The organism is Proteus sp. G4415, from assembly GCF_963896075.1.
Taxonomy (GTDB): Bacteria; Pseudomonadota; Gammaproteobacteria; order Enterobacterales; family Enterobacteriaceae; genus Proteus; species Proteus mirabilis.
Genome location: NZ_CAWQOK010000016.1, coordinates 1 through 15058, shown reverse-complemented (window position 1 = coordinate 15058; position 15058 = coordinate 1). Strand labels below are relative to the sequence as shown.

The 15058-nt window shown below is 39.3% G+C and carries 12 protein-coding genes and 2 tRNA genes; 9 read left to right on the top strand and 5 right to left on the bottom strand.

The features are described 5' to 3' along the window. Positions 1 to 92 precede the first annotated feature (92 nt). The gene (locus tag AACU95_RS01615; RefSeq protein WP_004248165.1) at positions 93 to 908 is read left to right on the top strand and encodes a sulfite exporter TauE/SafE family protein; all 816 of its coding nucleotides are present in this window, start codon (positions 93 to 95) and stop codon (positions 906 to 908) included. Positions 909 to 1147: 239 nt separating this feature from the next. After that, the gene (gene sodB, locus AACU95_RS01610; protein WP_004243139.1) at positions 1148 to 1726 is read left to right on the top strand and encodes a superoxide dismutase [Fe]; all 579 of its coding nucleotides are present in this window, start codon (positions 1148 to 1150) and stop codon (positions 1724 to 1726) included. A 134-nt stretch (positions 1727 to 1860) separates the two neighbouring features. Here sodB and cydH read toward each other — a convergent pair whose 3' ends face one another. Further along, the gene (gene cydH, locus AACU95_RS17905; protein ID WP_096043109.1) at positions 1861 to 1944 is read right to left on the bottom strand and encodes a cytochrome bd-I oxidase subunit CydH; all 84 of its coding nucleotides are present in this window, start codon (positions 1942 to 1944) and stop codon (positions 1861 to 1863) included. 268 nt (positions 1945 to 2212) lie between these two features. On the opposite strand from cydH, the gene purR reads away from it, so the two are divergent. Next, complete coding sequence (gene purR, locus AACU95_RS01605; protein ID WP_004243141.1) at positions 2213 to 3238, top strand: HTH-type transcriptional repressor PurR; 1026 nt, start codon at positions 2213 to 2215, stop codon at positions 3236 to 3238. Positions 3239 to 3247: 9 nt separating this feature from the next. Here the strand turns inward: purR and punR are convergent, their stop codons facing one another. After that, positions 3248 to 4150, bottom strand: coding sequence for a DNA-binding transcriptional activator PunR (gene punR / locus AACU95_RS01600; protein ID WP_004243142.1), 903 nt, complete (start codon positions 4148 to 4150; stop codon positions 3248 to 3250). Between the two features lie 119 nt (positions 4151 to 4269). Here punR and punC point away from each other — a divergent pair, with 119 nt between their 5' ends. Together punC and cfa are read left to right on the top strand one after the other, a co-directional pair. Beyond that, on the top strand, positions 4270 to 5487 hold the full coding sequence (gene punC / locus AACU95_RS01595; RefSeq protein WP_004248166.1) for a purine nucleoside transporter PunC: 1218 nt from the start codon (positions 4270 to 4272) through the stop codon (positions 5485 to 5487). A 302-nt stretch (positions 5488 to 5789) separates the two neighbouring features. Further along, positions 5790 to 6944 carry a cyclopropane fatty acyl phospholipid synthase gene (gene cfa, locus AACU95_RS01590; RefSeq protein WP_004243144.1) on the top strand — a complete coding sequence of 385 codons (1155 nt, stop codon included), beginning with the start codon at positions 5790 to 5792 and terminating at the stop codon, positions 6942 to 6944. Positions 6945 to 7033: 89 nt separating this feature from the next. On the opposite strand, the gene AACU95_RS01585 is transcribed toward cfa, so the two are convergent. Then, positions 7034 to 7690, bottom strand: coding sequence for a riboflavin synthase (locus AACU95_RS01585; RefSeq protein ID WP_017826960.1), 657 nt, complete (start codon positions 7688 to 7690; stop codon positions 7034 to 7036). A gap of 303 nt (positions 7691 to 7993) precedes the next feature. Between AACU95_RS01585 and AACU95_RS01580 the strand changes: the two genes are divergently transcribed. The 4 genes from AACU95_RS01580 to pykF all read left to right on the top strand — a co-directional run bounded on the left by AACU95_RS01580 (position 7994) and on the right by pykF (position 11585). Then, positions 7994 to 9367, top strand: coding sequence for an MATE family efflux transporter (locus AACU95_RS01580; protein ID WP_004248167.1), 1374 nt, complete (start codon positions 7994 to 7996; stop codon positions 9365 to 9367). Positions 9368 to 9525: 158 nt separating this feature from the next. Beyond that, positions 9526 to 9602, top strand: a tRNA-Val gene (locus AACU95_RS01575). 28 nt (positions 9603 to 9630) lie between these two features. After that, positions 9631 to 9707 (top strand) — tRNA-Val (locus AACU95_RS01570). A 465-nt stretch (positions 9708 to 10172) separates the two neighbouring features. Continuing rightward, the gene (gene pykF / locus AACU95_RS01565; protein ID WP_004248168.1) at positions 10173 to 11585 is read left to right on the top strand and encodes a pyruvate kinase PykF; all 1413 of its coding nucleotides are present in this window, start codon (positions 10173 to 10175) and stop codon (positions 11583 to 11585) included. A gap of 114 nt (positions 11586 to 11699) precedes the next feature. Here the strand turns inward: pykF and gadC are convergent, their stop codons facing one another. Both gadC and AACU95_RS01555 read right to left on the bottom strand, forming a co-directional pair. Further along, complete coding sequence (gene gadC / locus AACU95_RS01560; RefSeq protein ID WP_049207951.1) at positions 11700 to 13253, bottom strand: glutamate:gamma-aminobutyrate antiporter; 1554 nt, start codon at positions 13251 to 13253, stop codon at positions 11700 to 11702. A 104-nt stretch (positions 13254 to 13357) separates the two neighbouring features. Next, positions 13358 to 14749: a glutamate decarboxylase gene (locus AACU95_RS01555; RefSeq protein WP_004243150.1), complete on the bottom strand. Its 1392-nt coding sequence runs from the start codon at positions 14747 to 14749 to the stop codon at positions 13358 to 13360. Between the last annotated feature and the right edge of the window lie 309 nt (positions 14750 to 15058).

Sequence of the window (15058 nt, the reverse complement as noted above, 5' to 3'; positions counted from 1 at the left end):
ATATATAAAAATGAGATGTTATTTCTCATAGGGATCTGCCATTATCATGGACTCGTCAAAACTCGCATATTTAAACTTATGAGTATTTAGTAATGGAAATGATTTTACTGTTTCTGATTGTGGGATGTATAACTGGATTTTTTGCCGGATTGTTAGGAATTGGTGGTGGAGCCATTATTGTTCCTATTGTGATGTATGTTGTTAGCCAACAAGCTATCCCTGCAGATATGGTAATGAAAATCGCCCTCTCAACCTCTTTTTCTGTCATTATATTTTCTACCGCCTCTTCTGCTTATTCGCATAATAAACATAAAGCGATTTTATGGTCACAATTTCCGCTCCTCGCTGTAGGCACTCTTCTCGGTATGCTAGTTGGGACATTCCTAGTACAAAAACTCTCAAATACCCTATTGCAAATTATCTTTTGTATTTTTATGGCCTATACCATATATGGATTACTGACCAAGAAAAAAGAAGCTGAACGTGTTGAGAATGCCCAAGATCCGGTGGTTTCAAAACCAGCACTGACAACCGGTGGTAGCTTAGTGGGTTTTATTTCAAGTTTTATTGGTATAGCGGGTGGCACCATAACAATACCGCTATTAAGCCACTGGGGGTTTAATACCCGTAAATGTATTGCAACATCATCAATGCTGGGTGTGATTATCGCCACTATTGGGACTGTTATGGGGATCGTTTATGGTTGGCAACAAACTGAATTAGCAGACTATTATTTAGGTTTTGTCTATCTACCTGCTTTTATTGGTATTAGTATTACCAGTATACTTACAGCCCCTATCGGCGTAAAAGTTGCCTATAAACTACCTATTGCCAGAGTACGCCAAATATTTGCCCTATTCTTATTAATCGTCATGGCTAAAATGTTATATACCCTGATATTGGGATAGTGTTTTAACACTTTACCTCTATCTTAGTGAGAGATACTCTTATCAATATAACTAATCTATATGTTCTATACTAATAGATAAAAGATATTTAGCTGTTATTTCAATGAATTTTTGTTAAAATAATTAGCAAAATAGTAACAACTTAGTGAGTTCATTTGCCTCATTTTATCAATTCAGTTGAATTAGATGGAATGGTTTAAGGCACAAAACCCGAAAATGATAGGATAAAGGAGTACGCAATGTCTTTCGAATTACCAAAATTACCTTATGCGTTAGATGCTCTTGAGCCACATATCTCTAAAGAAACATTAGAATACCACTACGGCAAACACCACCAAACTTACGTAACCAACTTAAATAACTTGGTTAAAGGTACTGATTTAGAAAATAAATCTTTAGAAGAGCTCATCAAAACTACTGAAGGTGGTATTTTCAATAATGCTGCTCAAGTTTGGAACCATACATTCTACTGGAATTGCTTAGCACCAAACGCAGGCGGTGCACCAACAGGTAAAATTGCAGAAGCAATCAATAAAGCGTTTGGCTCTTTTGAAGAGTTCAAAAAACAATTTAATGATGCAGCTGCAAAAAACTTTGGTTCAGGTTGGACTTGGTTAGTGAAAAAAGCAGATGGCTCATTAGCCATTGTTAATACATCTAACGCTGCAACACCTGTTTCTGGCGAAGATAAACCACTGTTAACTGTTGACGTCTGGGAGCACGCTTACTACATCGACTATCGTAATGCACGTGTGAAATACTTAGAAGAGTTCTGGGCACTGGTTAACTGGTCATTTGTTGAAGCAAATCTTGCTTAATTGACTGTTTCAGAGATGGGAAAACCATTTTTGATAATCTAATAACAAAGGGCCTAGTGCCCTTTGTTATATTGATATATTTGATTGCTCACTTTGGATAGCTAAAATTTAAGTAAATAATTAGCAATTAACAATCAAAACAATAAACTTGCATATATTACGATCATAACCAGTGCTGCTACTGCGGTACTTAAACCAAATTTCAGATCCGTATCCATCTATTTCTCCCTCAAAATGATTATAATACTCAGATTAAACCATAATCTTGTCATGGTTAATTATTATTACATATCAAGTTTTGCTAAAATAGCGACTAGAGCACAATTTATAACATTGATTAATACTTTCACTTTTGAGCTAGATCATACAAAATTCACAGCTAATCGCTAAATTATTGCCAGTGTTTGCCCTATATATGACTATACTGGCAGTTAAACCATAAAATGAATTAAAAGAGACCAATGAAGGTCAGGAGTTTTCCACACCATGGCAACAATAAAAGACGTGGCAAAACGCGCAGGCGTATCAACCACGACTGTTTCTCATGTGATCAACAAAACTCGTTTTGTTGCTGAGAACACAAGAGCGGCAGTTTGGGCTGCGATAAAAGAATTAAATTATTCGCCGAGTGCTGTCGCACGTAGTTTAAAAGTCAATCACACTAAATCTATTGGTTTATTAGCCACGTCCAGTGAAGCACCTTACTTTGCTGAAGTGATTGAAGCTGTTGAAAATAGTTGTTATAGCAAAGGCTACACGCTAATTTTATGTAATTCACATAATAATCTTGATAAACAAAAAGCTTATTTAGCTATGTTGGCACAAAAACGTGTTGATGGTTTATTAGTCATGTGTTCAGAATATCCCGATCATCTTCTTTCTCTCTTAGAAGGTTATCGTAATATTCCGATGGTCGTCATGGACTGGGGAAAAGCCCGTGGTGACTTTACTGATACCATTATTGATAACGCATTCCATGGTGGCTATATAGCCGGTCGTTATCTTATTGAACGAGGTCATCGTGATATTGGTATTATCCCCGGCCCTCTAGAGCGAAATACCGGAGGCGGTCGTTTACAGGGCTTTTTAAAAGCCATGGAAGAAGCGAAAATTACGGTAAAAGAAGAGTGGATTGTACAAGGTGACTTTGAACCTGAATCTGGTTACAAAGCCATGACCCAAATGCTCAATCAAAAGCAACGCCCTACTGCCGTATTTTGTGGCGGTGATGTTATGGCGATGGGAGCAATATGTGCAGCTGATGAGTTAGGATTACGTGTTCCTGCCGATATTTCCATTGTCGGCTACGACAATATCCGTAATGCACGCTATTTCACACCAGCTTTAACCACGGTTCACCAGCCGAAAGAGCGTTTAGGACAAATGGCTTTTTCCATGTTACTCGACCGTATTGTGAATAAACGCGAGGATGCACAAACTATCGAAGTACACCCGCGCCTAGTAGAACGTCGCTCTGTTGCCGATGGTCCATTTATTGATTATCGCCGCTGATCTCCTTCATTAACGAAGCCATTCCTCATTTAAGGTTTGGCTATCGCCTAGATAATCTAATAGCCAAGTTAATGCCGGCGATTCGCTTTTATCAACCCATGTTAGACAGCACGGACTGTCTGGCAAGGGTTGTGCTAAGGTAAGGGTAACCAACTTACCTTGTTCGATTAATGGCTCCGCTCGGTGCCAAGGCACCATACCAACACATAATCCTGCTAATAAACACTCAAGCCCCATATCCCATGAAGGTACTATCATTCGGCGCTGATTATTTAATGCCCAAGTATCTCGTTTTGGTAAACTACGTGAGGTATCTTCTAAACATAAACTAGGATAAGGCCGTAGTTCATCATCGGTTAATGGATGTGCCGCGCTTGCAAGAGGATGATCAGCATGACACACACATCGCCACGGCATAAAGCCCATATCTTTAAAACTATAACGTTCACCAATAGGTGAAGCTCTAGTGGCACCAATAGCCAAATCAACACGCCCGTTCACTAATGAATCCCAGACACCGTTAAAAACTTCAGGATAAACATAGAGTTCGATATCAGGAAAATGGCGATAAAAGTCCAGAATAAGTTGCTGTGTTCTAGCCGGTTTGACAATACCATCCACGGCAATGCTAAACTGCCCCCGCCAGCCATTTGAGACTTGCTGGCACATATGGCGAGTGTCATTCATTTTTTTGATAACAGAACGGGCTTCTTTAATAAAGATCTTACCCGCATCGGTTAATTCAACATCACGATGCCGGCGTTCAAACAAAGGAACGGCAAGCCATTCTTCTAATTGTCTCACGGTGTAACTCACCGCGGAGGGTACTCTGTGCAATTCTTGAGCGGCTGAGCTAAAACTCCCCGTTCTAGCGACAGCATCAACGACCTCTAGCGAGTATTCTGACCACATAATATTTATTCCTTTGAATTTTTTTCACAGCATTAACCAAATATTCCCGTTTCACAAGTAAAATCACTCTTAGCTACAATATATAAAATGTTTTACATCACATAACATAGAAAATTAAAATGACTTTAAAGAATTCCACACAATCAAAAACACCTTCTCTCTTTATGGTGTATCTCGCCTGCCTTAGTATGCTGGGCTATTTAGCTATCGATATGTATCTGCCTGCATTTGGTATGATGCAACGCGAATTATCAATCAGTGAAGGCGCCGTCAGTAACAGCTTAAGTATCTTTCTATTTGGCTTTGCTGTCGCTCAACTACTTTGGGGACCACTCTCAGACAAATTGGGGCGTAAGCCTATTTTACTTATTGGGCTAAGTTTCTTCTCCCTAGGTTGTCTAGGTATGCTTTGGGTAGACAGTGCTGCCGGTTTACTAACCATGCGCTTCTTACAAGCCTTTGGCGTCTGCTCTGCAGCCGTTATTTGGCAAGCACTAGTGATAGACCGTTTTGATGAGTCTCGCGCTCAACACGTTTTCGCATCAATTATGCCATTGGTCGCCCTTTCCCCAGCCTTAGCGCCACTCATTGGTGCTTTTCTGTTAAACCACGGTGGCTGGCGCATGATCTTTATGTTGCTGATGGCAATTACTCTTGTATTAATGCTACCCACATTGATGCTAAAAAATATTAAACAAAAATCAGTTATTGATGCAGGCCCATCTACAGTATCATTTTTAACTTTGCTTAAGTCACCTATCTATGCCGGTAACGTATTAGTTTACGCGTCCTGTAGTGCGGGTTTCTTTGCTTGGTTAGCAGGCTCTCCGATTATCCTTGAGAAGATGGGTTATTCACCACAAGATATCGGCTTAAGCTATATTCCACAAACCATCGCATTTATGGTAGGTGGTTATGGTTGTCGCATTCTATTATCAAAAATGTCGGGTAAAACACTGTTACCTTTATTGTTAATTGGCTACGCAGTGAGCATGACAGCGTTGTTCTTAGTCGCCAAATATACACACCCAACATTAACAACAATTTTAATTCCATTTTGTATTATGGCTGTGATGAACGGTGCTTCTTATCCCATTGCTGTCTCTAATGCGCTATCAGCCTACCCTGAAGTGAGTGGTAAAGCCGCCGCATTGCAAAATGCGCTACAATTAGGTCTATGTAGTTTAGCAAGCTTTATTGTCTCAGCCTTTATTAGCCAACAGCCATTAATTAATACCACAGCGATTATGGCACTCACGGCTATTCCAATGGCGCTGGGTTACTTTATTCAACGTAATAAATCCGTTAGCAAACACACAGTTCAGGCGACAGAATAACGCCACACCCTGTTTTTAGGAAAATTCTTAAAAAAGGCCATTTATATAAAATGGCCTTTTTATTTTCTAGAGAAAACCTATTTACATCTCTATACTTGTTCAAACGCTTAAGCGTTTTATTCATTTTTCTTTCGGATTTTGAGGCATTAAACAGATAATTTGCTGATTATGTCAGATTAGTTCTCTTAATAATTTTATTCATTCAATCTGTGTTGAATTCAATATTGTTTTAACTCTACCAATCTGCATTATCCTTTCTTGCTTCATGCCTCAAAACCCGCTTAGTTTACGCCGGAGAGTATATGAGTACATCTTGTGTAGAAGAAGGCCGAAAGACCTCCAATGATCCTTATCAACGGATCGCATCAGAGCTGCTCGCTCAAGCAGACATTCATATCAATGGTTCTGAACCTTATGATATCCAAGTGCATAATAAAGATTTTTATAAAAGAGTATTACAACAAGGCTCATTAGGTCTCGGTGAAAGCTATATGGATGGTTGGTGGGACTGCGAACGTCTTGATATATTCTTTCATAAAGTTTTACGAGCAGGTCTTGAAAATAAATTGCCAAGTAACTGGCGCGATATTTTAAAAATAGCCATGGCACGCATTTTTAATTTACAAACACAAAAAAGAGCGTGGATGGTGGGTAAAGAGCATTACGATTTAGGTAACGACCTCTTTACCGCAATGTTAGATCCTTATATGCAATATTCCTGTGGATATTGGAAGGATGCGGATAGCTTAGAAGTTGCTCAACAGCACAAACTCGACCTTATTTGCCGTAAGTTAGAGCTAAAACCAGGTATGACATTGCTTGATATTGGCTGTGGCTGGGGTGGTCTTGCTGCTTATGCTGCCAAAAACTATGGCGTTTCTGTTACAGGGGTGACCATCTCAGTTGAACAACAGAAATTAGCACAAGAGCGCTGTAAAGGTCTTGATGTCAATATCATCTTAGAAGATTACCGTGACTTAAACGAGCAGTTCGACCGTATCGTTTCTGTTGGTATGTTCGAGCATGTTGGCCCGAAAAACTATGCCACTTACTTTGATGTCGCTCGTCGTAATATCAAAGAAGATGGACTATTTTTATTACATACCATTGGTTCTAATCACAATAAAGTTAATGTCGATAGTTGGATAAGTAAATATATTTTCCCTAACGGTTGTTTGCCGTCTATTCAAAAAACCGCTGAGGCAATGGAAAATAAATTTGTTATGGAAGATTGGCATAATTTTGGTGCCGATTATGACAAAACCTTAATGGCATGGTATGAGCGTTTTTTAGCTAGCTGGCCTGAAATTGAATCTAACTATACACCTCGTTTTAAACGCATGTTTAGCTACTACTTGAATGCTTGTGCGGGTGCTTTCCGCGCCAGAGACATTCAATTATGGCAAATTATGTTAAGCCCGAAAGGTAGAATAGGTGGATTACGCACACCTCGCTGATTTTTAGCTATCAATAGAGGTAAAAATCCCGTTTTCCATAGACTGAAAAACGGGATTTTTTAATTCTAGTCGTCTGATAACAGACTATATTATTTTTTGTTTTCTTCTTCGTGTGTTGCTTGAAGCTTAACCGTTAATGCTTGTTGCGCCATAACACGCTCTACGGTATCAACAATCGCCTGAGTCTGTGGATCTAACTCAATATTAACTTTATCCCCCAAACGCTTACGACCTAACGTCGTTCTATCGCGAGTCTCAGGGATCAGATGGACACAGAAACGATTATTAACCACATCACCAATAGTTAAACTAATACCATCAATGCCAATAAAACCTTTATGCAAAATATACTTCATCAATGTCTGATCAAAAATACGAAACCAGATCTGTAAGTTATTTTCTGAAGTAATAATTTTCGCAATTTCAGCCGTAGTGACAATATGACCAGACATCACATGACCACCAATTTCATCGCCATATTTGGCCGCTCGTTCAATATTAACTTCTGAACCAACCGTTAACTCGCCCAAATTAGTTAAGCGCAGCGTCTCTTTCACTAAATCGAAACTAATTTTATTGCCATCGATTTTTGTGACGGTTAGGCAACAACCATTGTTAGCGATCGAAGCTCCTGTTTCTAAGTTATTGACTAACTCGGAAGGTAATTCAATGATATGGGTACGGAAATCACCTTTATCTTCAATGGCAATAACACGTCCTTTTCCCTGAACAATACCTGTAAACATCTCACATCTCCTTGGACTGATAAGCGAGTTTATCTTAATTAATTTAGTGTAATCAGGATAACATAAGTGATATTACACAAAGGGATCATTATTGCCTTCTCCCCTTATGATGTTTGCCATCAAATATAACGTAAAACCACTTATTTACTTATCAAAATTCTGTGGTTGAAAAACGTCATATCTTTCATTGATAATTAAACATTTATCATTAGAATATGTTTGCTTAAGGATTATTTTACGCCATATTAACATGTGACGTTCTTTCCTCCCTTCCGTCTTATTATAATGAATAAAGGTGTATGCGTGCAGAAGTATATAAAAGAAGCGCGTAGCTTACTTGCTCTTGGTATCCCTGTTATCATCGCTCAATTCTCCCAAACTGCTATGGGAGTAGTTGATACCGTGATGGCAGGTGCTGTCAATGCCACAGAAATGTCTGCGGTTGCTGTAGGTACGTCGATTTGGTTGCCAACGATTTTATTAGGTCAAGGTATATTAATGGCATTGACCCCCATCGTTGCACAATTAAATGGTTCAGGACAACGAAAGCATATTGCTAATCGTACACAGCAAGGTTTTTGGCTTGCCACTTTTTTATCCATCATGGTCATTGCCATTCTTTATAACAGCCGTTTTATTATTGAAGCGCAACATGATATCGAGCCTGAGCTTGCAGAAAAAGCCATTGGATTTATTCATGCCATTATGTGGGGGGCTCCTGGTTGTCTCTATTATCAAGTGCTAAGAAGCCAATGTGAGGGATTATCAAAAACAAAACCAGGCATGATCATCGGCTTTATTGGATTATTAATTAACATTCCTGTTAACTACGCCTTTATTTACGGTAAATTTGGTGCCCCACAATTAGGTGGGATTGGTTGTGGTGTGGCAACCGCCTCTGTTTTTTGGGCGATGTTCTTAATGATGCGCTACTATGTGCGTCGAGCACCAACACAACGGGATGTTATGCCCAAAAAACGCCTAGTGTTACCTGAATTCCACACAATAAAACGTATTACATTGTTAGGGTTACCTGTAGGGCTAGCACTATTTTTTGAAGTAACACTGTTTGCTGTTGTGGCATTATTAGTTTCACCATTAGGTGTAACGGCTGTTGCAAGTCACCAGATAGCCCTTAATTTTAGCTCATTAATGTTTATGTTCCCTCTTTCCTTGGGAATAGCTGCAACAATTCGTGTGGGTTATAACCTTGGGCAACGTTCTACAGAGCAAGCTCGTACTTCAGCCATTACAGCCCTTGCTGTCGGATTAATGCTGGCAAGTTGTACCGCTATTTTCTCTATTATTTTTAGAGAAAAAATTGCTTTAATGTATAACGATAATATTGAAGTGGTGACATTAGCCTCTCATCTTATGTTATTCGCCGCACTTTATCAGTTGTCAGATTCCGTACAGGTTATTGGTTCAGGGGTATTACGGGGTTATAAAGATACTCGCTCTATCTTTTTTATTACCTTTATCGCTTATTGGGTAATTGGTTTGCCTTCCGGATATCTCTTGGGACGAACGGATTATATTGTTGAAGCAATGGGGCCGGCGGGGTTCTGGATTGGTTTTATTTTAGGTTTAACCGCTTCTGCAATTATGATGGGAACACGTATTTGGTGGATCCAGCGTCAATCTGATGAGGTTGTCTTATTACGCTCGGAGCGTTAATACTTCCATTAAAGCGTTATTTTTTGGCAAAGGAATGACACAAATATCAACAAATAGCTTTAAATACGAGCAGTTGAATACAAATTTGTGTTTTTCCTCTTGCCAGAAGCAAATCATCTCGCTAATATTCGTCTCCGTTGTCACCCAGAATAAAGAATGCGTCCATAGCTCAGTTGGTTAGAGCACCACCTTGACATGGTGGGGGTCGGTGGTTCGAGTCCACTTGGACGCACCATTTACTCTGAACAACATTTCAATACAGTGCGTCCATAGCTCAGTTGGTTAGAGCACCACCTTGACATGGTGGGGGTCGGTGGTTCGAGTCCACTTGGACGCACCATTTCTCTTTCTTAATTCTTGTTATATTTCGTGTTACCTCCCCTACACCACAACAAAATGATTACGCAAAATTTAATTGCGCAACAAAACGCTTAAAAAACAAGCAATCAGAGCCCTATTTTGATCACATCACTTAAATTTACCTTTTTTCGATTTTCTTCATGGAAATTAACCTCTATAATACAAAACATAATTTTGTTGAAAGGTTTCAGCGTATTGATTTACAGGCATCTTTAGAAAACAGAACAAATGAATCATGATAGACTATAATGTAAGATGTCTAGCAATCTTTTATACAAAATAGTGACAAAATTTTTATCATGTTGTTGGAGCCACTCACATGTTGCGCAACTTATTAGCTAGAAATGAATGCACTTATCGTGTTTCGCACTGTTAAGATGATTGATATAACCCAACAACATTAATCCTTATTCATCCATTACAATAGAATCATTAATAGACTGCCATGAAAAAGACAAAAATTGTTTGCACCATCGGGCCAAAAACCGAATCTGAAGAAAAACTGACTCAATTACTGGACGCAGGCATGAACGTAATGCGTCTGAACTTCTCTCACGGTGACTATGAAGAGCATGGCAACCGTATCAAAAACCTGCGTAATGTCTGCGCAAAAACAGGCAAAAAAGCAGCCATTTTATTAGATACTAAAGGACCTGAGATCCGCACCATTAAATTAGAAGGTGGTAACGATGTCTCTTTAGTTGCAGGTCAGACTTTTACCTTTACAACAGATACTTCTGTTGTTGGTAATAAAGATCGCGTTGCGGTCACTTATGACGGTTTCGCAAGAGACTTAACTGTCGGCAATACCGTATTAGTCGATGACGGCCTTATCGGTATGAAAGTCATTAAAGTCACTGATACTGAAGTGGTATGTGAAGTACTTAACAACGGTGATTTAGGCGAAAATAAAGGCGTTAACTTACCAGGTGTTTCTATCGGCTTACCGGCATTAGCAGAAAAAGATAAACAAGATCTTATCTTTGGTTGCGAACAAGGCGTTGACTTTGTTGCCGCTTCTTTTATTCGTAAACGTTCAGATGTTGAAGAGATGCGTGCTCACTTAAAAGCACACGGTGGCGAAAACATCATGATCATCTCTAAAATTGAAAACCAAGAAGGTTTAAATAACTTTGACGAAATTTTAGAAGCCTCTGACGGTATCATGGTTGCACGTGGTGACTTAGGTGTTGAGATCCCTGTTGAAGAAGTTATCTTTGCACAAAAAATGATGATCGAAAAATGTAACGCTGCGCGTAAAGTGGTTATCACTGCAACACAGATGTTAGATTCCATGATCAAAAATCCACGCCCTACTCGTGCAGAAGCTGGTGACGTTGCCAATGCTATTTTAGATGGTACTGATGCTGTTATGCTATCCGGTGAAAGTGCGAAAGGTAAATATCCAGTAGAAGCTGTGACTATTATGGCGACTATCTGTGATCGTACTGATCGCATCATGAAATCACGTTTAGAGTCTTACCAATTAGGTGCTAAATTACGTGTAACAGAAGCTGTTTGTCGTGGTGCTGTAGAAATGGCGGAGAAATTAGATGCTCCTCTTATCGTTGTAGCAACTTATGGCGGTAAATCAGCGCGCTCTATCCGTAAATATTTCCCAACAGCGCCTATCTTAGCATTAACAAATAATGAAGAGACCGCACGCCAATTACTGTTAGTAAAAGGTGTAACAACACAATTAGTTAATAAAATTGCTTCTACTGATGACTTCTACCGTATCGGTAAAGATGCAGCATTATCAAGTGGCTTAGCCCATGCAGGTGATCGTGTTGTTATGGTTACAGGTGCACTGGTTGATAGTGGAACGACAAATACTTCATCAGTACACGTTCTGTAATACTCGATTATAGCTAATTTGTAATTAAAAAATTTAAGCCATCCGTTTTAACGGATGGCTTTTTTATCGCTACTTTTTTATAAAAAACATCACATTGAACTACTGCCAAAGAGATTATTTCTGTTGCTGACTATCATGATCTGTTTTATCTATTGGCACTAAATAATGCGTTGAACGAGCACGAGGATGGATAAAAAAGTGTCCTTTCGGTGCATTATGACTCTTAATGTGGATCATCGATACATTGGCTTTATTGCCTTTGCGAGAGCACGCATAAATAATAAAAGGTAAAGCAAAAATAATAATAAAACTCACCACTAGCAATGAAACATACGTTGTATCACTACTGCCACCCGGTAAAGAGCTAGGCGGGAAGAATGAAACAACAAAAGCTAAAATAGACACAATCAGACCGACAACGGCCACTAATAATTTAACACCTTTACCACCGGGAATATTAAATGCACGTTTTTTATCAGCTTGCTTGCAAACCAAATGCATATAGCCAATAAACAGCATAAAGTAGCTACATAGATAAATCACCACCGTCAGCGCTAAAGCAATAAGAAATGACATATTGCCCCCACCACCAGTGTTAGTCAGCACCACTATGGCAATAGTAGTAATAATTAGCTGAGTGATCACTAAAGCTACCGGTACACCATTTTTATTTACTTTAGCCAGTGTTGGCGGAAGAATACCTTGTTGTGCAGCCACAAACATTCCCCGTGAAGGCCCAACGATCCACGACGCAATTTCAGCCAAGACGCCAAGCAATAATAGTGCAGCAATAATTTTAACCGCCCAAGCTAATCCGCTACTAAAATGGCTGACTAAAACACTAAAGGTTTCAACCACCCCCGCAGATAAGTTGATTTCGTTATGAGGGATCACTGCCGCAACAGATAAACCGCCAATAGAGCTTAAGCATATTGCCACAATCATTAATAAAAACATGGCAAGTGGATAATCACGGCCCGGATTTTTCATTTCGTTGACGTGAGTGGCTGAGGCTTCAACGCCCATATAGCTTAAAATAAAGGCCACAAAAACCACTAAAGTACCAATCTGAGTAAAATCAGGGAAAAAGGTTTTGCTGCTGATTTCTATTGCTAAAGGCGCACCACTGACCAGATAACTAATAGCTAAAAGCACTAAAATGATTGCTGGTAATAATATCCCCGCGAAGAAACCTAATTTAGCAATAGTAGCCGTGTATTTAGTTCCGCCAAATTGAGTTAAAGCTAATCCCCATAAAATCACTAATGCGGCAATCGTTTTGGTGAGCGGATCGGTATTTAACTCAGGCCAATCAAGAATATAAGATAATGCTCCTAATACGAAATAAAGCATTGGAATAAAACCAATCGCTATTTGTAAATAACCAAAAGAGATCGCCGCAAATCCCCAGCGCTCCCCTAGCGTATTAGATACCCAAGCAAATACGCCCCCTTCTTGCCATCCTTCAACGGTTGCCATTTCAGCTGCACATAATGCAACAGGAATAAACCACAACAAACCGCCTAGTAATAAGAAAAAGACTAGACTAAAGCCGGAAGTTGCAAAAGTTGGATACTCATAGACCGCCATCACCATGGATGCAGTTATAGCAAAAAAACCTAATAATGTGAGCTGTTTTGAGGCAGAACTTGTTGCAGATGTCGCCATGCTCATTCTCCTACGTGTATGCAATGAAATAATGGTGTGCAGATAATCAAGGCTGGAGAAAAAGAGTCTATTTCTCCAACCTATTACCAAATAAAAGAGCCTGTTTAGCTGTGGTTAAAGCCACCGCCGTCCTCTTCAGATAAAGGTGTGCTGACAGGATGTTTTTCGAAATAATCGAGAGTACGTTTCATATCTTCTATCAGTAATGTCGCCAAATCTAAACTCACACCATGACGAACAAGAATACGTTGAATAACTAAATCTTGGCGATCAGCAGGCATAGAATAAGCGGGTACTTGCCAGCCACGGCTACGCAATTTATCAGCGATGTCATATAAGGAGTAGCTTACCTTAGCCTCTTTTTTCAGTTTCCACGCTAATGCAGGTATTCCTTTTTGACTATCACCACTGAAGATCATTTCAAAAGGCCCTAGCTTTTCAATTTCTCGAGCAAGGTATTGCGCGGTGTGATAACAGGCATTGTGGATCTTCGCATACCCTTCTCTGCCAAGACGCAAGAAATTATAGTATTGAGCAATAATTTGCCCACCGGGACGTGAGAAATTAAGCGCAAAGGTTGGCATATTACCGCCAAGGTAGTTCACATTAAAAATAAGCTCTTCCGGTAAGTCTTTGGCTTCACGCCATACTACCCAACCAGAGCCCAATGGCGCTAAACCAAACTTATGGCCTGATGAGTTAATGGATTTAACACGCGGTAAACGGAAATCCCATTCTAAATCAGGTGCACAGAAAGGCGCTAAAAAGCCACCACTCGCACCATCGACATGAATAGGAATATCAAGTCCGGTCTCTTTTTGTAGTTGATCGAGTGCATCATGTACCGCTTTTACTGGCTCATAAGTACAGGTGAAGGTCACCCCTAATGTTGGCACTACACCGATAGTATTTTCATCAACACGTTTAATGACCTCTTCAGGACTCATCATCAAGCGATCACCTTCAAGCGGGATCTCTCTGAGTTCAACGTCAAAATAACGGGCAAATTTATGCCAACAGACTTGAACTGGCCCACAAATAAGATTTGGTTTATCTGTCGCTTTTCCAGCAGCAAGGCGTTTTTTACGCCATTGCCATTTTAATGCAAGTCCCCCCAGCATTGCCGCTTCAGAGGAGCCAATGGTTGAACAACCTAGGGTATTGAGTGGATCGGGTGAGTGCCATAAATCAGCAAGCATATGAACACAACGGTTTTCAATTTCTGCCGTTTGTGGATATTCATCTTTATCTATCATGTTCTTATCGATAGATAAATTCATCAAATCACGGATCTCATCATCTACCCAGGTTTGACAAAATGTGGCCAGATTTTGTCTTGAATTGCCATCTAGCATCAGCTCATCCCTTACAGCATCAAAAACATGACGAGGATGGCTCTCTTGTTGCGGAAAATGTGTTTTCGGTAAGGATTGTGATAAATCAACCGATGCATAAACATCATCGAGTGAGCTATAACTTGGCGTTTTTTTATTCATCTTGAAATTACCTTTACTAATTATTATTACATTAGTGACTAAATGATTTTAAATACCTACTTTAAAAGATAGTCTAATAATTCCAGTAATGAAAAATTTTTTATATTTTATGAAAACAACGAGAGTATATTTATCAAATCAGCTTTAACACTCCACAAGAAATAACAACTCATTGATTTTAAATGATATTAATAATATTCCACTTGCTTTTATGTTAATTTATTTATGTACATTTAGAATAAAATATTTGTACTATAATAAAACTTGAATTATGAGAAATAACCTTTATAGCATTAAGTAATAACACTT